Origin of the sequence: Actinocatenispora comari (assembly GCF_017312725.1) — a bacterium.
In the GTDB taxonomy this organism is placed as follows: Bacteria; Actinomycetota; Actinomycetes; order Mycobacteriales; family Micromonosporaceae; genus Actinocatenispora; species Actinocatenispora comari.
The window spans coordinates 54,441-76,815 of the sequence record NZ_BOPO01000133.1; the positions used below are offsets into that span (position 1 = coordinate 54,441).

The window sequence follows — 22,375 nt, forward strand, 5'->3', positions numbered from 1 at the left end:
GCACGCCATGTACGCACCGCAGCGCGTCCACGTCGGCGGTACCCCGGTCGACCTGTGCGACACCGACGATCTCGTCGGCCTGACCACCCAGTGGGCCGCGACCGGACGCCGGGCGACGGTCGTCGGGGTCAACGCCCACGTCGTCAACCTCTGCGCCCGGCAGCCGGCGTTCGCGACCGCGATCGCCGCCGCGGACCTGAACTTCCCGGACGGCCAGTCCATCGTGTGGGCGGCCCGGCTGCTCGGCAACCGGCCGAAGGGCCGGGTACCGCTCACGCACGTGACGGCGCCGCTGTGCGGCGCCTGGGCCGCGGCCGGGCTGCCGGTGTTCCTGCTCGGCGGCAAGCCGGGCGTCGCCGAACGCGCCGGGCAGCGGCTGCGCGCCGAGCACGGCGTGCGGATCGCCGGCGCCCGGCACGGCTACTTCGGCCCGGCCGACGAGCCGGGTCTGCTCGCCGAGATCAACGCCAGCGGCGCCCGGATCCTGCTGGTGGGGTTGGGCAACCCGCGCCAGGAACTGTGGCTCGCCGAGCACCGCGACGCGCTCGTACCGCCGGTCGCGCTGACCTGCGGCGGCTGGCTGGACTGGACCGCCGGCGAGCGCCGCCCGTGCCCGCCGCTGGTGTACCGGTTCGGCCTGGAGTGGGCGTACCGGCTGGCGCAGGAGCCGCGCCGGCTGTTCGCCCGCTACGTGCTGGGCAACCCGCGCTTCCTCTACCACGTGGTACGGCGTGGCTCCCGCCCGCTGGCCGTCCCGGCCGCCGAGCGCCCGATGGCACGCCAGGGATCCTGAGCCCGAACCCGGCCGGCGCCGACGATCCATCAGTAGGCGCCGGAACGGCGGAGCACCGCGGTCACCGTGCGCAGCAGGATCACCAGGTCCAGCGACAGCGACCAGTTGTCCACGTACCGCAGGTCGAGCCGCACCGCGTCGTCGAACGACAGGTCGGCCCGGCCGGAGACCTGCCACAGCCCGGTGATGCCGGGCCGTACGACCAGCCGCCGGCCCATGTCGGCGGGGTAGCGGGCGACCTCGTCCGGCAGCGGTGGGCGGGGGCCGACCAGCGACATGTGCCCGGCCAGCACGTTGAACAGCTGCGGCAGCTCGTCGACGGACAGCGCCCGCAGCACCCGGCCGGCCCGGGTGACGCGCGGATCGTCGTGCAGCTTGAACAGGACGTTGTCCGGATCGTCGCCGCGCAGTCCGGCGAGCCGGTGCTCGGCGTCGACGTACATGGTGCGCAACTTGATCATGGTGAACGGGCGGCCGTCGCGGCCCACCCGCACCTGCCGGAACAGCGCCGGGCCCGGTGAGGTGAGCCGGATCCAGGCGATCGCGGCGGCCAGCAGCGGCCAGGTGAGCGCGAGCAGCAGCGCGGCGCCGATCCGGTCGGACAGCGCCTTGGCCAGCCGACCGGTACCGCGCAGCCGCGGGTGGGTCACCTGCAGCATCGGCAGCCCGTCCACCGGGCGCACGGTGATCCGGCCGCCGGACACGTCCATCAGCGAGTTGGCGAGGATCAGGTCGGTGTCGTCGTTCTCCACCTGCCAGGCCAGCCGCCGCACCGCCGGCCCGTCCAGCTCCGGGCAGGACAGCACGATCACCGCATCGGCCTGGGCCGCCTCGACCGCGTACGCGGCGTCGTCGAAGCTGCCGTACACCGGCAGGTCGACGTCCGGGATCACCAGGTGGCCGCCGAGCCGGTCGAGCCCGCCGTGCCGGGCCAGGTTCGCCACCGGCACGCAGGCGCCGGCGACGCTCATCCCGTGGTACCGCTCCCGGCGCAGCTGGCGGCACAGGTCGGCGACCGCGCGCACGTGCCCGACGACGACCACCCGGCGCAGCCAGCGGCCGTGCCGCCGGCCGTGGTGCAGCACCCGCCGCATCACCATCCGGCCGAGCACGGTGCCGGGCACCGTGACGGCGAGGCTGACCACCGTGTACGCCCGGGACAGCCCCAGATCGCCGAGGTAGGCGGCGAGCGCGACCAGCGCGACGAGCACCACCCCGGATCGGACCACGCGATCGTATTCGGCACTGCCGACGAACAGCTGTCGCCGGTCGTAGCACTGGTTCGCGGCCAGCACGACCGGCCAGGCGATCGGCAGCGCGCCGGCCATCACCAGGTGGACCACGTTGGCGTGCAACGGAACCGCGCCGAACACCACGCCCAGCGCGGCCCAGCTGGCGAGCACCGCGACCGTCACGTCCAGGCCGACCAGCCCGACCACGTACCGGCCGACCCAGCCGTGCCCGGGACTGCGCTTGTCGGGCTTGCCCGGCGAATCGGGCGTCGGCGGGAACGGTGCGGGTCTTGCGGTCAGAGTCTCCGCAGCCACCACGCACCACCTCCGCCGCAGTGCCGGCGACGCGCCAGCTCCAGTTGAGGTCCTCGAAGCCGCAGCGTCGTCGCGAAGGCGACGGGCTGGCGGGGATTTCCGAGGACGTCTCAACTTTAGAGTGAACCGTTCGTTAACCCAATCCTTCTGTTAGCGATCTGACCGATCGTCGTCCGGCATCCACCCAAACGCGCCATCCTGTTCCGGTGCCGCCGTTCGTTCGGTCGGCCGAGCGATCGGGCGCCCGGCGACGGGAGGGACCAACCGCGCTCTGCTTGACGCATACTCCGCGGAGCCGTCTGAAACCCGGTGTTCCCGTTCTTGTCTCGCGGCTCGGCCGGACGCCCACGCCAACAAGGACAGGGAAGCCTGCCCACCTGTGACTGCCCGTTCCACGTCGCGGCACTCCTTGCGGCGCCCGCCCCGACCGCGAACGCCGGCGTCACCTCGCCCGTACCCGGCGGGCGGGCCCTCAACCGGCGGTTCCACGCGTACCGGGCAGAGCCGGGCGGCCACCACCTTCACCGGCGACCGGCCGTCGGCTGGTTGCGGTCACGTGGGCGAGTTGGTGGGCCGTACGGCGACGGCGGGGCCGGGCAGCGTCTGCCAGTCACCCCAGCCGGAGCTCGGGGCGAGCTGGGCGCGGCTGCGGACCACGCCGTTCGGGGTGACGACGAACAGGTGGAGCCGGCCGGCGACGTCGCTGCCGAGGCCGGGTGCGCCGGCGAAGTCCCCGGTACCGAACTGTTCGGCCGCCGACCAGCTGCCGTCGCCGTTCTGCCAGCGGTGGGTGAGAATCGCCCCGCCCGGCGGCATCAGGAACGCCTCCAGCCTGCCGTCCGCGCTCGCGGCGACGGTCGGCGACGCGTCCGACCAGGACCCGAATCCGCCCCAGTCGCCCCAACCGCCGCTCGGGGTGGTCTGGGTCCGGGCGTTGACGCCGACGCCGACCGGGGCCAGTGCGAACACCGTCAGCCGGCCGTCGACGCCGCGCGCGATCGACGGCGCGGAGCCGGCCGGGGTGGGGCCGAGGGTGGCGTCCCAGTCGCTCCAGTCGCCGTTCGGGGTGTTCTGCCAGCGGTGTGCGAGGTACGCGGCGTCCGGGCCCAGCGCGACGACCTCCAGCCGGCCGTCGGCGTTGGCGGCGACCACGGGTGGTGCGCCGGCCGGGCCGCCGAAGGTGTTCGCCGCGCCCCAGTCGCCACCCGGCGTCGTCTGCGACAGCGTGCTGATGCCGGTACCGGCGGGGTCGAGCAGGAACGCGGCCAGCCGGCCGTCGGCGTGCTGGTCCAGTGCCGGTACCGAGCCGGCCGGGATGCCGAGATCGACCCAACCGAGCCAGCTTCCGTCGGCGCGCTGGCGCCGGTGCCGCAGCGTTCCGGCGACGACGGCGAACGCCTCCAGCCGGCCGTCGGCGTTGCGGCCCAGCGCCGGTACCGCGTCGGCGGCCGGGCCGAACGGCGCCCAGTCGGTCCAGCCGGCGTCCGTCTGCTGTCGCACGATCATGCTGGAGTCGTTGCGGGACAGGGCGAACAGTGTCAGCGTGCCGGTTGCGTCGAGTGCCACCGCCGGATTCGCCGGACCTTGCCAGACCGGCGGTGTCGACCGCCACCGCAGCGGCGCGAGGTAGATCCCGTGCTCGAACGACCCGGCGCCGGTGACCCACCAGTCGTCGCCGTCGTCGACCACCTCGGCCGCGTGTGTCGGTACGTGCCCGGCATCCTCGCCCGGTGCGAACGCGAACGGATCGGTGCTGACGAACACGTCGGTACCGACGTAGCCGTTGCGCGGCCCGATGAACAGGTACCAGGAGTCCCCGCGCTGCAGGACGAAGGGGGACTCGGTGACCGACGCCGACACGTCGTCGGTCGCCGCGTCGGTGAACACCGTCCGCGGTGCGCTCCAGTTCCGCAGGTCGGTGCTGGTACGGCAGGCCACGATGTGGTGTGAGTGCCAGGCGGCCAGCTCGCAGTAGTACATCACCCACTGCTCGCCGATCCGCACCACGTACGGGTCCCGCGCCACCAGGCCGCGAAACAGCGGCCCGGTCGGTACCCGGCTCCAGGTGGTGAGGTCGGTGGAGGTGGCAAGGTTGATCGCGGAGTCGTCGACCCCACCGGCCGCGTAGAACATGTGGTACGTACCGTCGTGGTACACCACGTGCGGCGCCCACAGGTGCACCTCGCCGAAGTAGTCCGGATCCGCGGTGAGCGCGTCCGGCAGGGTCGTCCACGGCCCGTGCAGGGCGGGCGCGGTGGCGTGCGCGAAGTGGATCTCCTTGGCACCGTCGGGAAACCGGCCGGGCGGTGCGGCGTCGCCGATGATGCCGAACAGGTGCCAGCTGCCGTCCTGCGCCCGGATCACGGTGTGGTCGTTGAGGTACTTCGGCGCGCCCGGAACGGATGCGTCGTAGACGTGCTCCAGGTCGCCGGCGCCCACCCAGGTGCCCGCCGGTGCGTCGTGGCTGCGCACGGCAGCACGGGTAGCGGCGGTCGCGGCGCCCGCCCGCAGCATCACCCCGGCGCCTCCGAGTCCACCCAGTACCAGCAGATTCCGGCGCGAGATCGGTGTCATCCGGTGCCTCCTCGGTGGATCGGTCCGGCGCGCAGCGGGCTCAGCCGGAGCGGGCTGCGCCGGTGCGGGTCAGCGACAGGTAGTCGAGACCGGCGTAGTAGTTCGTCGCGGCGTCGTTCTTTCCGGTGACCGTCAGCGTCAGCGTGTGCGTGCCGGCGGTCAGGGTCTTCGTGCCGAGTGGCAACGGATCACCGACCGCGACGGACCCGGCGTGGTACCCGTCGAACGTCTCGCCGGCCGGCTCGCCGTCGACGGCGAGCGTGGTGGTCCCGTAGTCGGGCGCTTCGGTCTGCACCGCCTGCAGCGCATAGGAACCGGCGGTCGGCACCGTGAACGACACGGTCACCCCATTGCCCGCTGCGGTCGGGGTGAACCACAGCTGCGCCGAGCCGGACCAGTGCACGCCGCAGCAGTCCGACTGCGCCACCACGCCGGCGGTACTGGACACCGGGGGCAGCAGCGACTCCGCCTCGACCACCAGCGTGTTGCTTGCGGTGCCGGCGATCTGGGCCGAGAACGCGCCGCGGTGCCCGGCGGCGTCGACCGCCCGGATCCGGTACCAGCGGTGCTCGCCGGGCCCGCGACCGGTGTCGGCGAACGCCGGCAGTTCGGTACTGCCGAGCAGGGTGGCCGGGCCAGGCGTGAACCCGTCGGTGTCGGAGCCGTAGACCTGGTACCGCGGCTGGTACACGTCGTCGGTGGTCGCCGGCCAGGCGAGCGACACCGCGCCGGAGGCCGGCGTGGTCTGCACCCCGCCGACCCGGCCGGGTGTGGTCCGGTCGGTGAACGGCGGCACGATCGACAGCGCATGGTACGCCGCGGCGGTCCAGGAAGGCGCGCCGTCGGCCGGCGTGAGCGTGACGGTCACCGTGCTGCGGCCGGCGGTGAGCGCCGCCGGCAGCACGTACTCGTCGTCGAGCAGCCGGTGGTCGGTGTTGGCGAGCGGTTGGGTCCAGGTGCCGGCGTCGGCGCCGTCCACCGCGACCTGTACCTGCTGGTAGGCGTGCTGCTGATCGCTGGTGCGCCGCAGCCGTACGCCGGTGTTGTCCGGATCGACGGCGAGCCGGAACGACACCGCCGTGGCGCTCGCCCGTACCGGGACGGTGAACGGGGTCGGCGTCCCGTCGTTCCCCTCGTACGTGCCGGTCAGCGGTTGCGGGCCGGCGGAATCACGGGCGTGGTAGCGGTGTGCCGCCTCGCTCGCGGCGTCGCCGACGGTGATCCGGTCGGTCCAGCGGGCGGTGCCGGTGGGCTGGCCGTACCAGAAGGCGGTGGAGCCGTAGGTGGCCGGATCGTGGTCGCCGGGGCCGTGCTCGATGCCGAACCGGATCGAGCTGCCGAACGCCGGCCCACCGCCGAGCAGCAGCCGGTAGGCGCTGGTGCAGTCGTACGCGCAGCCCGCGGTCTGCGTCTCGTGCCCGGTGTTGCCGTTGAGCGGATCGGTGTAGGTGCCGTGGTTGAAGTACCAGCCGCTCTGGTAGAAGTCCTCGGTTCCGGTGCCGTGCATGGCGGGGCTGGCGCTGCCGTCGACGTACAGCCGCTCGTCGCCTTCGAGGTAGTCGCGCAGGTTCCCGCTGGTGATCTTGCCGATCATGGTCTGGCTGACGCCGATCAGCCGGCCCCGGCCGCTGGTGTCGAGGAACGTGTGGTCGCGCCCGTCGACGGTGCCGGCGCGGTGCGCGGTGGCGCGGAAGTACCCGTCCGGTCCGCCCGGCGCGAGATCGCGCGCCCAGTGGTCGGCCGGCGCCGCGGTGACGGACACGTCGCCGCCGCGTATCGCGGTGTCCGAGGAGTTCACCAGCTGCACCGTCGCGCTCTGCCGGTACGGCATCAGCCACCAGCTGGTGAGCGTCCGCGCGTCCGGGTCGACCCCGAAGTACAACGAGCGCACCGGGTACAGCCCGAGGCCGGTGCCGAAGAACTCGCCGAGCGGGGCGTCGACCGTGCGCTCGCCGTCGAAGCTGATGCGCAGCCGGACGTGGGCGAGGATCCGGTCGGTGTGCGCGACCGCGTCCGGGTCGCCGCCGGGCGCGGTCAACTGCGGCAGGTGCAGTCGCAGCGCGGTCAGCGCGCCCGGGCCCTGCTCGGTGTCCAGGGTCGCGGTGTGGCCGGCGGCGACGTCCACGGTGTGCTGCGCCGTGCGGGCACCGGGCTGCGCCGGCTTGGGATCGGCGGTACCGGCGGCGGCCAGGGTGGTGAGGACGTCGCTCGCCCGGTCGCTCGGGTCGAACCGGGCGACATGCGCGCCGGCCGGGAACTGCCGGTAGGTCACGTGGTAGAAGAGCGGGTTCGCGTCGGTGGTCACCCGCATCGAGTGCGCGAACGGCATCGGCACGTCGATGTACACCCCGCCGGAGCTCTGGGACGCGTTGGCCACCAACGGATACACGAACGGCGCGCCGATCTTGCCGTCGACCACGTCCTGCAGTGGCGCGTGCAGCACGTCGGTACCGTCCAGCGTCACCGTGATGTTGCCGGTCCGGCTGACGTCACCGTTGTCCCGGGTGAACCAGATCGAGTCGATCTCGCCTGGTCCGGTGCGCTCGGCGATCACGCAACCGTCGCCCGTGGTGCGAAGGCACGAGTACGTGCCGTCGAAGCCGTCGCCGTTGCCGCCGGTGCGGTCGAAGCTGGAGAACTGCGCGGTGCGGCTGCCGGTCGGCAGCTCCGCCAGCCGCTCCGGATGGCGGTAGGTGTCCCAGCCGACCGGGCCGAGCTCCGCCGCGGCGTGCGGTGCGGGGTCGGCCGCGGCCGGTGCGGCGGTGGCGAGCACGGGTGCGCCGGCGCCGACGAGGACCAGCGCCGAGGCGATGGTCGCGAGGCGGCGCGACCACGGGGATGCGGACATCACGAAACCTCCGAGGGGCGAACCAAGGCATCGAGGGGGCGAGGCCGGAAAGGAGGTGAAATCGATTTCTCGGTAAACTAGCGTTACCGCCACAAACGTGTCAAGAGCCGATCACGGCGTGCAAATCCGGCGCGCGGTCCAGGCTTGCGGCACCGGCCGGGCACCACGCGGCGTCACCAGTGCCGGCGCGGTCACACCCGACGGGCCGGAGCCTGTCCCGGCTCCGGCCCGTCGGGCGCGCAGGGCGATGCGGCGGCAGTACGGCCGGCGCCGAAGACCGGGGCGATCAGCCGGTCCAGAGGAAGCTCACGTCCACGTAGCCGTTGTCGCTCAACCCCAGGTCGGCGAAGGTGCCGTCGGCGAGGTCGATGCCGGCCGGGTTCGCCACCGACCGGCCGAACTCGTCCTTGCCCCCGTTGTACCCGTCGTCGTACGCGGCCTGCGCCTCTGGCGTGCCCTGCGGCAGGTCCTGCCACCGTTCCCGGCTGGCCGGCGGTGACCAGTAGTCGTCGTGGGTGTTCCACGGTCCGACGTCCCACACCGGCTGGTCCAGGCAGGTGCCGGTGGCCGGGTTGCACACGTGCACCGAGTAGTCGTCGCTGCCCTTCGGCGACAGCCCGCGGCCGGACGGCAGCGCGACGAAATGGTCGTTCTTGGTGATGACGTGGCCGTTCGCGGTGGTGCCGCCGACCAGCCCCTCGCGGGTGGCGAAGACGTGCGCGGTGGCCGCCGCTCGCGGCGCCCGGGCGCTCTCGCCGGAGTTGCGTGCCTCGGCCCGGATCCGTTGTACCACCGGCGTTCTCGTGATCGTCGTGGTCAGCGTCACGCGGGCCTGCACCTGGCGTACCGCGGTGTCGAAGTGCGCGTCCGTGCCGGGCTGCCAGCCGGTCCACCGGCCATCCGACGACCGGCCCCGGACCTCGAGCGTCACCGTGGTGCCGTTCGGCGTGCGGGCGACCGCGGTGGCGTGCACCGTGTCGGCCGGTGCGCTCAGGGTGTGCGCCGGCAGAATCTCGCTCGCGTACCCGCCGCCGCCGGACGAGGCGGGATGCCAACCGGTGTGGTGGATCCGCAGCGCGCCGCCGGAGTACTCGGTGTTGACCTGCTGGCCGTCGGCGAGGTCGCTGGTCCACGACTGGACGGCGGTGGGCGGCGCGGCGAGCGCCGCGGCCGGTACCGCGGCGGCCAGCAGTGCCGCCGCTGCCGCCGCGGGCAGGCGGAGAGCCGGATGTCGCATGCAGCCTCCTGACACGTGTCGCTGTGACCGATAAGACGCTTTTATACGTTTCATCCGTATATATTGTAAGGAAGTGCCCACGGATCGTGCGGGGATTCCCGCGAACGTGGGCGTCGGCGGGCCTGCCGCCGAGACCTTCGGTGGCGACCGGAGTGTGGTGTCGCCGTTGGGCGGGAACGAGGGTGCGCAACCGTAGTGCCTCGTCGCTGCCCCGTCAACCGATTCGTGCTGGTTTCCGGGAGTTTTCGCGGCGCCTTGACACGACTTGCGTGCAACGCCTAGCTTCTCATCAGAAATCGATTTCCTCTGGCTGTGCTGTCTTCGGTCGGCCGCGCCGCCGACCGCGTGACCCGCCCCCTAGGAGGCGCGCCATGCCGCCGATCCCCGACGACGAGCCCCCCGCACTGTCGGTGCGGGGCATCGGTAAGAGCTTCCCCGGCGTCCGGGCGCTGCGCGGCGTCGACCTCGATGTGCACGCCGGTACCGTGCACGCGTTGCTGGGCGAGAACGGCGCCGGCAAGTCGACCCTGTGCAACATCCTGTCCGGGGCGCTGACCGACCACGAGGGCAGTATCGAACTGGCCGGCCGACCGGTCCGGCCGCACTCGCCGCGGGACGCGCACCGCCTCGGCATCGGCATGATCCACCAGGAGCTCACCCTGGTACCGGACCTGCCGGTCGCCGACAACATCCTGCTCGGTGCCGAACCCCGGACCCGGTTCGGCACCATCGACAAGCGCCGGATGCGCGCCCGCGCCGCCGAACTGCTCGCCGCGGTCGGTCTCGACCTCGACCCGCGCGCGCCGGTACGGCAGTGCCGGATCGCCGAGCAGCAGCTGATCGAGCTGGCCAAGGCGCTGTCGGTGGACGTGCGGGTACTGATCATGGACGAGCCGACCTCCGCGCTGGCCGACACCGAGGTACGCCGGCTGTTCGGGGTGATCAGAACGCTGACCGCGCGCGGCGTGGCGGTCATCTACATCTCGCACCGGTTGGAGGAGCTGGAGGAGATCGCCGACACCGTCACCGTGCTGCGTGACGGCGCCGGCGTCGGTACCCGGGCGATGGCCGACGCCAGCCGAGCCGAGCTGATCGGCATGATGGTCGGCCGCCCGCTCGGCGAGATGTACCCGGGCGAGGGTGCACCGGACGCCGTCGCCGGGACCAGGCTGCGGGTCGAGCGGCTCACCGTCACCGCCGATCCGGCCGCCGGCCGCGCCGGCCTGCACGACGTGGACCTGACCGTACGGGCCGGTGAGATCGTCGGGCTCGCCGGGCTGATGGGTGCCGGCCGTACCGAGGTCGTCGAGGCGCTGTACGGCGTGTACGGGGCGGTGCGCGGCAGCATCAGCCTGGACGACAGCCGGTACCGGCCGTCCTCGCCCCGGGCCGCGATCCGGCGCGGGCTGGCCTTGGTGGCCGAGGACCGCAAGACGCAGAGCCTGGTGCTCGACAACACCGTACGGTTCAACGCCAGCCTCGCGGCGCTGCGCCGGTTCCGGCGGTACGGGCGGGTGCACCGCCGCGCCGAACGCCGCGCGGTGGACGAACAGATCGCCGCCCTGCGGGTACGCACGCCGGGCGGTGAGGCGGTCGTCGGCACCCTGTCCGGCGGCAACCAGCAGAAGGTGGTACTGGCCAAGTGCCTGCTGACCCGCCCGTCGGTGCTGCTGCTGGACGAGCCGACCCGCGGCATCGACGTCGGCGCCAAGGCCGAGATCCACGGGATCTGCCGGCGGCTGGCCGCGCAGGGCACCGCGATCCTGCTCGTCTCCTCGGAAATGCCCGAGCTGTTGGCGTTGTGCGACCGGATCGTCGTGCTGTGCGAGGGGCGGGTCACCGCCGTGCTGGACTCCGACGAGGCCAGCCAGGAGGCAATCCTGACCGCCGCGATGGCCCGCAGAACCGTACTCGCCGGTGCCGCGTCCGGTGGTGCCCGCGCGGGGGAGGGGAGGTGACGTGACGGGTGAGGTGACCGGGGTTGCCGCGCCGGTACAGGTCGCCGGGTGGCGGCGCGCGGTGTCCATCCTGGGGTCGTTGCAGGGCTACGTCGGGCTGGTACTGGTGGTGGCGTTCGGGATCGTCACCCGCGGCGACACGTTCCTGAGCCAGGCCAACCTGACGAACGCGGTCGGTGCGTTCGCCTCGCGCGGTATCCTCGCGGTCGGCGAGACGCTGGTCATCCTGACCGCCGGGATCGATCTGTCGGTGGGCTCGATGCTCGGTCTGGCCTCGATGGTGTCGGCGATGCTGCTGGTGAACCAGGACCTGCCGCCGGTCGTGATCCTGCCGCTGTGCATGCTGTGCGGCGCCGCGATGGGGCTGGTCAACGGGATCGGCTCGACCTGGCTGCGGATCCAGCCGTTCGTGATGACGCTCGCCACCCTGTCGGTGTTTCGCGGCATCGACCGGCAGCTGTCCGACAACGTCAGCGTCGGCACCCAGGTCGCCGGCCCGAACGGCGCCCTGACCGGTCACTCGAACACGTTCCAGCTGTTCGGCACCCCGGGACACAACCTGTTCGCCGGCACCCTCGGCGCCGGCGTGTACTACCCGGTCCTTGCCTTCGTGCTGGTGTGCGTGCTGTGCCAACTCCTGCTGTCGCAGACCAGGTTCGGCCGGCACGTGTACGCGGTCGGCGGCAACGAGACCGCCGCCCGGCTCTCCGGCGTCAACACCGACCGGGTCAAGATCGCCGTGTTCGTCCTGTGTGGACTGCTGGCCGGCTTCGCCGGGCCGATCGACGCCGCCTACAGCGCTTCGGCGGACCCGCTCGCGGGCACCTCGTACGAGCTGGACGCCATCGCCGCGGCGGTGATCGGCGGTGCCAGCCTCGCCGGTGGCCGCGGTTCGGTGGTCGGCACATTCGTCGGCGCGCTCATCCTCACCCTGCTGGACAACGTCCTCGGGCTCAACGCCGTCTCGGACAACCTGCAACTGATCATCAAGGGCTGCATCGTGGTGGTGGCGGTCGTGCTGCAACGACCGGACCTGCTGCGCAGCCTGGCCCACTTCGTTCGACGGATCACTGCCAGAACCGGGAGGTCCTCGTGAGAACCCGTGCCATCGCCCGGCCGCGCGCTCTCGCGCTGGCCGTGGCGCTCGCCACGACCGGCACCGTACTGGCGGGGTGCGCGTCGACCGCGCAGACCCCTGCCAGCGCCGGCAAGTCCGGCCACTTCGTCGTCGCATACTCGCAGTCGAACAACGCCGAGCCCTACCGCGCCCAGCTCAACATCCAGTTGAAGTACTTCATGGAGAAGTACAAGGACGTCGAGCTGCTGCCGATCGCGGACGCCAAGCAGAGCTCGGCGACCCAGGTTTCCCAGGTGCAGCAGTTCATCCAGCGCAAGGTCGACGCGTTGATCGTGTCGCCGAACGAGCCGGCGCCGCTGACCTCGGCGGTCGCACAGGCGTGCAAGGCGAAGATTCCCGTGGTGATCCTGGACCGGTCGGTCAACACCGACTGCTACTCCGCCTTCATCGGCGGCGACAACTACGTCGCCGGCAAGAAGGCCGGCCAGCTCGCGGTCAGCCTGCTGCCGCACGGCGGTAACGTCGGCGAGCTGCAGGGCATCCTGTCCGATCAGCCGCAGATCGACCGGGACAAGGGGTTCCGGGACGCCATCAAGGCGAACCCGAAGATCCACCTGGTGGTGCACCGGGAAGCCAAGTGGCTCAAGGACGACGCGACCCGCATCACCGGGCAGTGGCTCGCCCAGGGCCAGAAGCTGGACCTGGTGTACGCGCAGAACGACCCGATGGCGCTCGGCGGCTACCTGGCGGCATCCTCGGCCGGCAAACAGAAGTCCATCAAGTTCATCGGTACCGACGGGCTGGCCATCCCGGACGGCGGCATCCGCGCCGTGCAGCAGGGCCAGCTTGCCGGTACGTTCATCTACCCGACCTGCGCGAAGGAGGCCGCGGCGACGGTCGAGAAGCTGCTGCACCACCAGAAGGTGGCGAAGAAGAGCACGCTGGACATCGTCGCGGTCACCCCGGCCAACGCCGCCGCGCTGTACAAGCAGAACGACTTCAGCCGCTACCGCTGAGCCGTCGCCGGTGGCCGGGTGCGACCCGGCCACCGCGGCGCTCCGGTACCCGTCAGCGTCGGGGCGCGGGCAGCAGGCGTTCGGTGAGGAAGGCGAGGATCTCGTTCCGGGCCTGGATCGTGGGGTGCCCGGCCTCGTCGACCAGGTGCGCGGTGACCACGCTGTGCGGCGTACCGACGACGTCGGCGAAGAACTCCGGCGGCGCCGGGTTCGCGCGGTCGCCGGGCAGCACCCGGCCGTCGAACGCGTCGCCGAGCAGCCTCCGGTACGCGGCGAACCGCTGGCCGGTGCACCACCTGTCGTTGTCGAACCGGTAGCTCAGCACCGTCAGTCCGTCCCGCTCGACCCGCTCCCGGACCGCCGCCGCATCCTCGGCGGACAGCTCGATGCCGGCCGGATCGTCGATCGGCAGCGACGGGTGGTTGACCACCGGCGCGATCACCGCCGGCTCCAGCGTCATGGTCAGCGCGAAGTTTCCGGTGAAGCAGAGCCCGATCGCGCCCACCCCCGGGCCGCCGCACTCCTCGTGTGCCTGCCGGGCGAGACCGCGCAGCCAGGAGGTGACCGGGCTGGTACCGCCGCCGGCGAAGGCGCGGAACTCGGCGCTGACGCAGGTGCGCCTGAACACCGCGGTGCCCTCCTCGGCGGTCGGGTAGGCGCCGTCGACCCCGAACAGCGACGGGACGAGAACGGTGCAGCCGGCGTCCCGGATCCAGCGCGCCAGTCGCAGCACGTCCGGGCTGATGCCGGGCATCTCCGGCAGCACCACGACGGCGGGACCGGTGCCCGCGACGTACACGGTCTTGACGGTGCCGGCCACGTCGACGCGGCGGCGGGTGAAGTCGGTGATCGGGTCGTCCGGAGGTCGTTGCGCGGTGGTCATGTCGACAGCGTGCCCGGCGACGCCGTACGCTGGGCAGTGGCGGGATCGCCAGGTCTGGCGGCGATCTCGCCACCTGCTCGGAGGGGGGCGGCGTGCGGGTCGGTGTCCTCGCGTACCCGGGCTGCTTCGCCTCGGAGGTCTTCGGGGTGCCCGACCTGCTGACGATGGCGTCCCGGGTGGCCGGCCCGGACCGGCCGGGGTTCGAGGTGTCGGTGGTCTCGCCCCGGCACCGGGTCGTCGCGGCGGGCGGCGTGCCGCTCGCGGTCGGCCCGCCGCGCGAGGCGGACGTGCTGGTGGTGCCCGGGTTCGAGCTCGGCCCGGACATCGACACCGCCGCCCGGCTCGCCGCCCTCGGCCCCGAGCTCGCGCTGATCCGCGACCGCGCCGCCACCGGTACCGCCGTCGTGTCGATCTGTGTCGGCGCGTTCCTACTGGCCGAGGCCGGTCTGCTGGACCGCCGGCGGGTCACCACCGCGTGGCTGTTCGCGGCCGAACTCGCCCGGCGGTACCCGGGCGTCGAGGTGCTGGCCGACCGGCTCGTCGTCACCGACGGCGGGGTGACCACCACCGCGGCGTTCAGCGCCATGTACGACTTCGCGCTCGCGCTGGTGCGCCGGCACAGCGGCGCCCGGGTGGCCCGCCGCACCGCCCGCGTCGCGCTGCTCGACGACGCCCGCTCCTCGCAGGCGCCGTACGTGGACGCCCGGCTGCTGCCCCGGCCGGGCACCGAGTTCTCGCACCGGGCGATGCGCTGGCTCGACCGGCACCTCGCCGACCGGTACGACCTGGGCCGGCTCGCCGCCGCCTGCCACACCAGCAGCCGCACGCTGCTGCGCCGGTTCGCCGCGGAGACCGGACAGACCCCGCTGCAGTACCTGCAGACGGCCCGGGTGCGGCGGGCCCGGCACCTGCTGGAGACCACCGACCGCACGGTGGCGAGCATCGCCGCGGCGGTCGGCTACCGGGACGCCGGGACGTTCGCCGCGCTGTTCGCCCGGCACACCGGCCGCCGCCCGAGCGCCCACCGCACCACCTTCCGCCGACCCTGACCCCGCCACCCCCGCCCGGCGACGGACACGGATCCGCCACCACCGGCTTGCGTGGACCATCCGGCCGGACCGCAGCGTGACGCGCGCCGTGACACCTGCCCCTCGGGCATGCCAGAATTCGGGGTCACGGCGGGTGATCGGGGCCCTGGCGGGCGACCGACACGACTGGCTCCCGCCGCGGCGGGGCGGAAGGAACACGGTGGCAGACCGCGGGGCGCCTGGTCGGGACGCGATCGACGGTGTGCTGGCCGGGCTGTACGGGGACCGCGAGCCACTGCGCGCCGGCGCGGCCGGCACCGCCGGGCCCACCGGTGCGGCGGCGCTGGAACAGATCAGCGCGTACCCGCGCATCGAGCCGGTACCGCACTGGCACCTGATCAGCTACGGGATGACCGAGCTGTACGAGAAGACGTCCGACAACCACCGGCATTCCGGGTGCGGCTTCGAGTTCACCTTCCGGGTGGCGCGTGCGCCGACCGAGACCGAGCCGCCGGCCTGGGCGCTGAACCTGCTCTGGTACCTGGCCGAACACCAGGCCGAGATCGACGCATGGTCGTCGAGCCAGCCCGTGAGGTTGAGCGGTCCGATCGCGCCCGACCTCGACACGCGGCTGCGTGCGGTCATGTTCGTCGATGACCCGGAGCTGCCCTGGATCGACACGCCGCACGGTGACGTGGGTTTCCTGCAAGTGGTCGGGCTGACCCTGGACGAGGTGCAGGCCGCCGAGCTGTGGCGGATGGATTCGTTCCAGGACCTGTTCGCGGCGAAGTTCTCGCTGTCCGTCACCGAGCCGGGCCGAGCCAGCGCGCTGACGGATCCGGAGTTCGCCGCCGCCGCAGCGGCCGGCAGCGCCGCGGACGGTTCGGACACCAACCGCCTCGTCATGGACGTTCGGTGGTCGGTGGTGGACGGAGCGGCGATCGTGACGGTGGGCGCGGCTGAGGTCGACTCGCTGCGCCGCATGATCCAGGCGAGGCTGCCACACGATCGGTCCCTGCTCGTGGCAGGGCCGACGCATCGCGTCCGGTTCGCTCCCGGCACGTCGTTCCGGCTTCGGGAGTATCCCCCGCGCCAGCCGGACAAGCCGTACCACCACCTGACGCTGCGGTTGCCGCAGGCCGCGGTCGCCGCGGTCGCCGACGCGCTGCGCCCGATTGCCGGCGACCACCCGGTGCCGGGACTGCCGCTGACCGTTCACGTCGAACGGTCCGAGCTCCGCGACAGCACCGGCGAGGTCGTCGACTGATCGCTGCCGGGTCAGCCGCCCTCCAGCTCCGCCTCGGTGAGACCGGTCGGGTCCAGTACCCGGTGCAGGAAGGCGCGGGTGCGCTCCTCGCGCGGCGCGACCAGAACCTCGTCCGGCGGGCCGGACTCGACGATGACCCCGCCGTCCATGAACACCACCCGGTCGGCGACCTGCCGGGCGAAGGCCATCTCGTGCGTGACGACGAGCATCGTCATGCCGCCCTCGGCCAGCTCGCGCATCACCGTGAGCACCTCGCCGACCAGTTCCGGATCCAGCGCGCTGGTCGGCTCGTCGAACAGCATCAGCTCCGGACCCATCGCGAGTGCCCGGGCGATCGCGACCCGCTGTTGCTGCCCGCCGGACAGGTGCGCCGGGTACGCGTCGACCTTGTCGGCCAGGCCGACCCGGGCCAGCGCGTCGGTTGCGACCCGGTCCGCCTCGGCCCGGCCGCGGTGCAGCACCCGACGCTGCGCGACGGTCAGGTTGCGCCGGACGGTCAGGTGTCCGAACAGGTTGAACTGCTGGAAGACCATGCCGATCCGGCGGCGCAGCGCGTCGAGCTCGCAGTCCGGATCGGTGATCTCGACACCGAGCGTGCAGATCCGGCCGGCGGACGGCGTCTCCAGCAGGTTGATGCAGCGCAGCAGCGTGGACTTGCCCGAGCCGGACGGCCCGATCACGCACACCACCTCGCCGGCAGCCACCGACAGGTCGATGCCACGCAGCACCTCGGTCGCACCGAACGACTTGACCAGCCCCTCGACCACCACCGCGTCGGTCATCGCGCCCTCGCCGCCCGCAGCTCCAGCCGCCGTACCAGCTGGGACAGCGGCAACGTGATCACCAGGTAGGCGAGCGCGGCGACCACCAGCGGGGTGGCGTTGACCCGGGTGTTGAGCACGTCGGAGGCGAACTTGGTGATCTCCACGTTGGTCGCCGTCACGCCCAGCACGTACGCCAGCGAGCTGTCCTTGGTGAGCAGGATGATCTCGTTGGTCAGCGGCGGGATGATGATCCGGAACGCCTGCGGGATCACGATCGACACCATCGCCCGGGTGTACGACATGCCCAGCGTGCGGGCCGCCTCCAGCTGGCCGCGCGGTACCGCCTGGATGCCGGCGCGGATCGTCTCCGCCATGTACGCGGCGGCGGTCAGACCCAGCCCCAGCGCCATCTTGCCGTACACGCCGCCGGGGATCGCGCGATCGGGGAACGCGATGGGGATCCCGTACCCGACGGCGAACAGCACCACGAGCACCGGCAGCCCGCGGAACAGTTCGACGTACCCGGTGGCCACCCAGCGGTACACCCGCACCGAGGACAGCCGCATCAACGCCAGCACGGTACCGACGATCAGGCCGAACACGAACGCGCCGAGGGTGAACAGCAGCGTGTTGACCAGCGCCGGGAAGATCACGCCGGGGAACATCGAGGCGGCCACGTCCGGCCGGAAGAACCCCTGCTGCAGGTCGCGCCAGTTCGCGGTGAACACGACCAGCAGCACCACCGCGGCGAACACGCCGTATTGCACGATCCGGGTGGTGCGCTGCCGTTGCCGGCGGGTGAGCCGGTGCGGCGGCCCGGGTGCGACGGTCACGACGCGCCGCCGGGCTTGCCGCCGATCCACCTGGCGTAGATCTTCTCGTAGCTGCCGTCCTTGTGCGCGGCGGCGAGCACCTGGTTGATGGTCGCGAGCAGCTTCGGGTTGCCGCCCTTCTTCACCGAGTAGCCGTACTGCTCACCGGTGGAGAACTGCGCGGAGACCGTGAATCCGGCCGGGTGGTGCTTGACGTAGGTGGTCATCACCGGCAGGTCGTCGATCGCGGCGTCGACCTGCTTGGTGGCCAGCGCCTGCTGCAGCGCGGCCAGATCCTTGTACGACACGGTGGTGTAGCCGGCCGCCTTGGCGTGCTGGTTCGCGTACTCCTCGCCGGTGGTGGCGGCCTGGGTGCCGAGTTTCTTGCCGCGCAACGAGTCCAGCGAGTCGTAGTGGCTGCCGGAGCGCACCAGCAGCGCCTGGTTGGCGTCGAAGTACGGGCTGGAGAAGTCCATCACCTTCTGCCGCTCCGGGTTGATGGTCATGCCGGCGGCGGCCACGTCGCACATCCCGGAGTTGAGGTCCTGCCCGGACTTGATGCCCTCGAACGGGGTGTCCACAATGGACTGTTTGACCTTGAGCTTCCTCGCCACCAGGTTCATCAGGTCGATGTCGAACCCGACGATCTTCCCGGCGTCGTTCTTGTACTGGAACGGTTCGTACGGCAGGTGGGTGCACACCGTGAGGGTGCCGGCCTTGACCAGATGGACACCGTCCGCGCCGGTGCCACCCTTCGACGTCGCGCAGCCGGTGCCGGCCAGCACCAGCGCCACGGCGATCAGTACCACGAGCGCTGGACGTCGCATGGTTTCTCCGTCCGTCGGCGGCAGGTGCAGTGATCATGCCGACAGGACGGAGAAAAACGCAATATCAGGAAACGATGGATGTATTGCGTCGACGGCTACCGTGCGACGTCCTGCTGGGCCTGCGGGTCGGCGATCCGGCCGGCGAGCCGCTCGTACCGCTGGCGGGCGGCCTGCGGGGTGCCGAGGCCGAGCCCGAACGCGATCTGCGCCCAGGTGAGGCCGTGGCCGCGGGCCATCGCGAGCAGCCCGCCCTCCAGCTCGTCGAGCTCGGAGCGGACCAGCGGGAGCAGGCTCAGCGCCGCGGTGATGTCGGCCCGGTCCACCTCCGGCTCCGCCGCGTCCGCCTGCGCGGCGCCGCTGAGCAGGAACGACACCAGCCGCACCGCCTCGTGCGGGGCGAGCATCGACGGGTGCACCTGCCGGGCCCGTTGGGCGTCGGTCGCCGCGTGCCGCTCGCCGATGCGCAGCAGCGCGGAGTACACCCGCTCGGCGCGGGCGCGGCTGGGTTCGGGGGCGACGAAGGGATCCTCGGTACTGGACATGCCACCAGCGTGCCTGCGACAACGGGGTGTTGTCAACCGTTCGTTTTCAACGGAGTGTTCAAACCAAACCACGATGGTCACGCGCGCAGCGGCGGGCCGAAGCGCACCGAGACACCGCGCGAGAACAGCACGCTGACCGGTTCGGCCCCGGCCTCGGCCAGGCCACCGGCGGCGACCAGCCCGCTGTCGTGGTCCAGCAGCTCCGCGCGGCGCAGCGGCCAGCTCTCGTGCACGTTCGGCAGGTACCGGGTGCGGCCGGCGATCCGGGTGTGCAGCCCCCACCGCGCGGTCAGGAACGCCTCCGTCGCCGTCGGCGTCCCGATCGGCTCGCCCGGTCGGACCGCCAGCCGGTCGACGGTGCCGCGCCCCGGCCACCGGGTACGGGACAGGTACCGCACCGTGCCGTCCGGCTCCCGGCGCAGCCGCATCGCGGCCCACCGGTACGGCAGCCGGGTCACGTACCGGCCGACCAGAGCCGGCAGCAGCCGACCCGCGTCCAGGGACAGGAACACCACGCCGCGCCGGCCGTGCCGGTCCACCGAGTACACCCGGATGTTGGTCTCGGCGAACGTGCCGAGGTAGGGCACCGGCAGCCGCGGCGGTCCCACCCGCACCATCCGGAACGCCACCAGCCCCACGTACGTGCGTCCCTCGTGCTGGTCCGGCCGCAGTCCCGGCGGCAGCAGCGGCGCGACCGCGTCCGGTGCCACCGCCCAGTGCAGGAACGTCACGTCCCGCCACTCCTGCGCCAGCAGCGCGAACGGCACCGGCCGGGCAGCGGTGGCGGTGACCGGCTCGAAGTCCATACCGACGATCCTGGCACCACGCCCGGGGTCGGACCCTGCCGCCCGTACGCTCCGGCCGGCGGCAGGGCGTACCGATGCGGTGGTGCGCCGAAGGGCCAGCGCGCGAGGTGCCGCTGCCGGCGGCAGCCCCGGTCGCCGCATCCCGGGCCGGCGGCCCCGATCGGGCGGTCAGACCCGGACGGGTCGCGACGGCACCGCGGGACGCCGGCGGGCCAGCGGGGCCAGCAGGGCCACGCTGAGGGCCGCGAGCACGAGCAGCCCGACGCGGTCGACCGGTTGGTGCACCATGCCGACGGCGCCGAGCACGGAGTGTGCGACCAGCGCGCCGCCGAGCAACCAGATCCGGTGTCGGTCGTGCCACGAGGCGCTGCGCGACCAGCGGGCGAGCAGCCAGCAGGCGGCGACGGCGAGCACCGCGACGGCCGCCATCGGCACCAGCGCCCACGTCCCGTGCGGGGACGCCGGCCGTGCCCCGTGGTTCAGGACGAAGAACAGCCCCAGGTACAGGGCGGTACCGACGGCGCCGGCCACGCCGGTGAGCCACGGCCGGGGCACGCCGGTGGCCCCCGGCACGCGGGCCCGGGCCCGGTCCGTGCCGGCACCGGGGGGACCGGCCGGGGCGCGCCGGGGCAGTACCGCGAGCGCCAGGACGGCCAGCACCGCGACGACGGTCCCGCAGCCGACCAGTACCCACAGCGGCGCGGTGTAGCCGGGGTCCTGGCTGGGCGGCACGGCCGCGCGCAACAGCCCGACGCCGAGGACGGCGCCGATGCCGACGCCGGCCAGTCCACCGCGCCGCAGGTACGGGCGGTCCTTCAGGGCAGGGAACAGCAGGTCGGTCAGCGCGATCGGGATCAGCACGCTGAACACCACGTGGTAGACGAGGTTCAGCTCCCAGTAGGCGGTGTTGAGGCCGAACAGTCGCGGCGCCATGCCGGCCGCGCCGTACAGGTGCGGGCTGGACAGCGCCTGCAGTCCGATGCCGTCCTCGACCACCTCGTACGCCACGCCCAGCAGCACCAGGCTGGGCCAGCCGCCACCGAACCGGCGTACCGACTCGCGGATCAGCAGCACGCCGAACCCGTAGATCGGCAGCCACAGCAGCAGCAGGTACGCGAAGTGCATCGGCGTGCTGCCCAGCCCGAGCTCGGCGATCACCGGCGTCAGGACGACCAGCGTCAGCGCGGCGCGTTTGCGGCCCGGTGGGTGGGATGTCATGGCTGCCCCCTTCGGCGTTCGACCGGCTGCCACCGATCCCAGCAGCCGCACCGTGCCGCGCACCACCGGAGATGGTCGCGGCCGGTACCACCGAAGGTCGTGCCGCTCGGGTCCCACCCCGCGACTTTCGTCGGTTTCCGGCCGCTCGGCCCGGGCGTCGCCCGGCGACCTGACCGCCACCGAACCCCGGACGTGGTACCGGTGTTCGGACGCGGGCGGTCGGTGGCTGGCTACGATCGGGCCATGCGCACGCCACCGGTGGCAGACGCCGCGCTGCTGCCCGCGCGACCGCTAACGGCTCAGCAGGTCGCGGAGCGCGGCGGCGATCTCGGCGGGGGCCTGCTCGGCCATGAAGTGGCCGGCGTTGGTGGTCAGGTGGTGCAGGTCGGGCGCCCAGGCGCGCCAGACCGCCGCCGCGTCGTAGCCGAGGGCGGCACCCCAGTCCTGCTGGATCACGGTGACCGGCATCCGCAGCTGCCGGCCCAGGTCGGCGTCGGCCTGGTCGTGCCGGACGTCGATGCCCGCGGAGGCGCGGTAGTCGGCCACGATCGACGGCACCGCCCGCGCGCTTGCCGCGAGGTACGCGGCCCGGTACTCGGGCTCGATCGTGCCCGGTTCGCTCGACCAGGCGTCGAGGAAGTGGCCGAAGAACTCGTCCGCGCTGCGCTGGATCATCAGCTCGGGCAGGCCGGGCGGCTGCGCCATCAGGTACAGGTGGAAGGCGACGGCGGCGGACACCCCGTGCAGCACGTTCCAGGTGTCCAGGGTCGGTACCACGTCGAGGCTGGCGAAGTGGGTGACCCGGTCCGGATGGTCCAGCGCGGTACGGAAACCGACCAGCGCGCCGCGGTCGTGCCCGGCCAGGGCGAACCGCTCGTGTCCCAGCGCGGCGGCCAGCGCGACCACGTCGTTGCCCATGGTGCGCTTGGCGTACACCGTCTCGTCGGTGCCGGCCGGCTTGTCGCTGGCGCCGTACCCGCGCAGGTCCGGGCAGATGACGGTGTGCTCGCCGGCCAGCTCCCGGGCCACGTGCCGCCACATCAGGTGCGTCTGCGGGAACCCGTGCAGCAGGACCAGCGGGCTGCCGGTGCCGCCGATCGCCACGTGGAGCGCGACGCCGTCGGCGACCGGTACCCGGCGGTACTCGAAGTCGGTGATCGTGGGTGCCATCCTGGCC

At 72.6% G+C, this 22,375-nt stretch carries 18 protein-coding genes; 6 read left to right on the plus strand and 12 right to left on the minus strand.

Annotation, left to right across the window (positions count from 1 at the left end):
* Nucleotides 1-7 precede the first annotated feature (7 nt).
* Nucleotides 8-793, plus strand: coding sequence for a WecB/TagA/CpsF family glycosyltransferase (locus NUM_RS33335; RefSeq protein ID WP_207128906.1), 786 nt, complete (start codon nucleotides 8-10; stop codon nucleotides 791-793).
* A gap of 29 nt (nucleotides 794-822) precedes the next feature.
* Here the strand turns inward: NUM_RS33335 and NUM_RS33340 are convergent, their stop codons facing one another.
* The 4 genes from NUM_RS33340 to NUM_RS33355 all read right to left on the minus strand — a co-directional run bounded on the left by NUM_RS33340 (nucleotide 823) and on the right by NUM_RS33355 (nucleotide 8,999).
* Nucleotides 823-2,340, minus strand: coding sequence for a sugar transferase (locus NUM_RS33340; protein WP_225919022.1), 1,518 nt, complete (start codon nucleotides 2,338-2,340; stop codon nucleotides 823-825).
* Nucleotides 2,341-2,892: 552 nt separating this feature from the next.
* On the minus strand, nucleotides 2,893-4,914 hold the full coding sequence (locus NUM_RS33345) for a family 43 glycosylhydrolase (RefSeq protein ID WP_207128907.1): 2,022 nt from the start codon (nucleotides 4,912-4,914) through the stop codon (nucleotides 2,893-2,895).
* Between the two features lie 40 nt (nucleotides 4,915-4,954).
* Nucleotides 4,955-7,762, minus strand: a complete 2,808-nt coding sequence (locus tag NUM_RS33350; RefSeq protein WP_207128908.1) for a DUF2961 domain-containing protein — start codon at nucleotides 7,760-7,762, stop codon at nucleotides 4,955-4,957.
* Between the two features lie 286 nt (nucleotides 7,763-8,048).
* The gene (locus tag NUM_RS33355; RefSeq protein WP_207128909.1) at nucleotides 8,049-8,999 is read right to left on the minus strand and encodes a hypothetical protein; all 951 of its coding nucleotides are present in this window, start codon (nucleotides 8,997-8,999) and stop codon (nucleotides 8,049-8,051) included.
* Between the two features lie 371 nt (nucleotides 9,000-9,370).
* On the opposite strand from NUM_RS33355, the gene NUM_RS33360 reads away from it, so the two are divergent.
* The 3 genes from NUM_RS33360 to NUM_RS33370 are packed head-to-tail and all read left to right on the plus strand — an operon-like array spanning nucleotide 9,371 to nucleotide 13,051.
* Nucleotides 9,371-10,957: a sugar ABC transporter ATP-binding protein gene (locus NUM_RS33360; protein WP_207128910.1), complete on the plus strand. Its 1,587-nt coding sequence runs from the start codon at nucleotides 9,371-9,373 to the stop codon at nucleotides 10,955-10,957.
* A 1-nt stretch (nucleotide 10,958) separates the two neighbouring features.
* Nucleotides 10,959-12,053: an ABC transporter permease gene (locus tag NUM_RS33365; protein WP_207128911.1), complete on the plus strand. Its 1,095-nt coding sequence runs from the start codon at nucleotides 10,959-10,961 to the stop codon at nucleotides 12,051-12,053.
* Complete coding sequence (locus NUM_RS33370) at nucleotides 12,050-13,051, plus strand: substrate-binding domain-containing protein (RefSeq protein ID WP_207128912.1); 1,002 nt, start codon at nucleotides 12,050-12,052, stop codon at nucleotides 13,049-13,051. The genes NUM_RS33365 and NUM_RS33370 overlap by 4 nt, the downstream gene beginning before the upstream one ends.
* Nucleotides 13,052-13,103: 52 nt before the next feature.
* Here the strand turns inward: NUM_RS33370 and NUM_RS33375 are convergent, their stop codons facing one another.
* Nucleotides 13,104-13,934, minus strand: coding sequence for a dienelactone hydrolase family protein (locus NUM_RS33375; RefSeq protein WP_207128913.1), 831 nt, complete (start codon nucleotides 13,932-13,934; stop codon nucleotides 13,104-13,106).
* A gap of 92 nt (nucleotides 13,935-14,026) precedes the next feature.
* Here NUM_RS33375 and NUM_RS33380 point away from each other — a divergent pair, with 92 nt between their 5' ends.
* Complete coding sequence (locus NUM_RS33380; protein ID WP_207128914.1) at nucleotides 14,027-14,983, plus strand: GlxA family transcriptional regulator; 957 nt, start codon at nucleotides 14,027-14,029, stop codon at nucleotides 14,981-14,983.
* Nucleotides 14,984-15,182: 199 nt separating this feature from the next.
* Nucleotides 15,183-16,229 carry a suppressor of fused domain protein gene (locus NUM_RS33385; protein ID WP_207128915.1) on the plus strand — a complete coding sequence of 349 codons (1,047 nt, stop codon included), beginning with the start codon at nucleotides 15,183-15,185 and terminating at the stop codon, nucleotides 16,227-16,229.
* A gap of 11 nt (nucleotides 16,230-16,240) precedes the next feature.
* Here NUM_RS33385 and NUM_RS33390 read toward each other — a convergent pair whose 3' ends face one another.
* From NUM_RS33390 to NUM_RS33420, 7 genes are all read right to left on the minus strand, one after another.
* Nucleotides 16,241-17,011, minus strand: a complete 771-nt coding sequence (locus tag NUM_RS33390) for an amino acid ABC transporter ATP-binding protein (protein WP_207128916.1) — start codon at nucleotides 17,009-17,011, stop codon at nucleotides 16,241-16,243.
* The gene (locus NUM_RS33395; protein ID WP_207128917.1) at nucleotides 17,008-17,826 is read right to left on the minus strand and encodes an amino acid ABC transporter permease; all 819 of its coding nucleotides are present in this window, start codon (nucleotides 17,824-17,826) and stop codon (nucleotides 17,008-17,010) included. The genes NUM_RS33390 and NUM_RS33395 overlap by 4 nt, the downstream gene beginning before the upstream one ends.
* Nucleotides 17,823-18,632, minus strand: coding sequence for an ABC transporter substrate-binding protein (locus NUM_RS33400; protein ID WP_207128918.1), 810 nt, complete (start codon nucleotides 18,630-18,632; stop codon nucleotides 17,823-17,825). The genes NUM_RS33395 and NUM_RS33400 overlap by 4 nt, the downstream gene beginning before the upstream one ends.
* A 95-nt stretch (nucleotides 18,633-18,727) precedes the next feature.
* On the minus strand, nucleotides 18,728-19,174 hold the full coding sequence (locus NUM_RS33405) for a DNA-binding protein (RefSeq protein ID WP_207128919.1): 447 nt from the start codon (nucleotides 19,172-19,174) through the stop codon (nucleotides 18,728-18,730).
* Nucleotides 19,175-19,251: 77 nt separating this feature from the next.
* On the minus strand, nucleotides 19,252-19,980 hold the full coding sequence (locus tag NUM_RS33410) for a YqjF family protein (protein ID WP_207128920.1): 729 nt from the start codon (nucleotides 19,978-19,980) through the stop codon (nucleotides 19,252-19,254).
* Nucleotides 19,981-20,148: 168 nt separating this feature from the next.
* Nucleotides 20,149-21,198, minus strand: coding sequence for a hypothetical protein (locus tag NUM_RS33415; protein WP_207128921.1), 1,050 nt, complete (start codon nucleotides 21,196-21,198; stop codon nucleotides 20,149-20,151).
* A 291-nt stretch (nucleotides 21,199-21,489) separates the two neighbouring features.
* The gene (locus tag NUM_RS33420; protein WP_207128922.1) at nucleotides 21,490-22,368 is read right to left on the minus strand and encodes an alpha/beta fold hydrolase; all 879 of its coding nucleotides are present in this window, start codon (nucleotides 22,366-22,368) and stop codon (nucleotides 21,490-21,492) included.
* Nucleotides 22,369-22,375 lie beyond the last annotated feature (7 nt).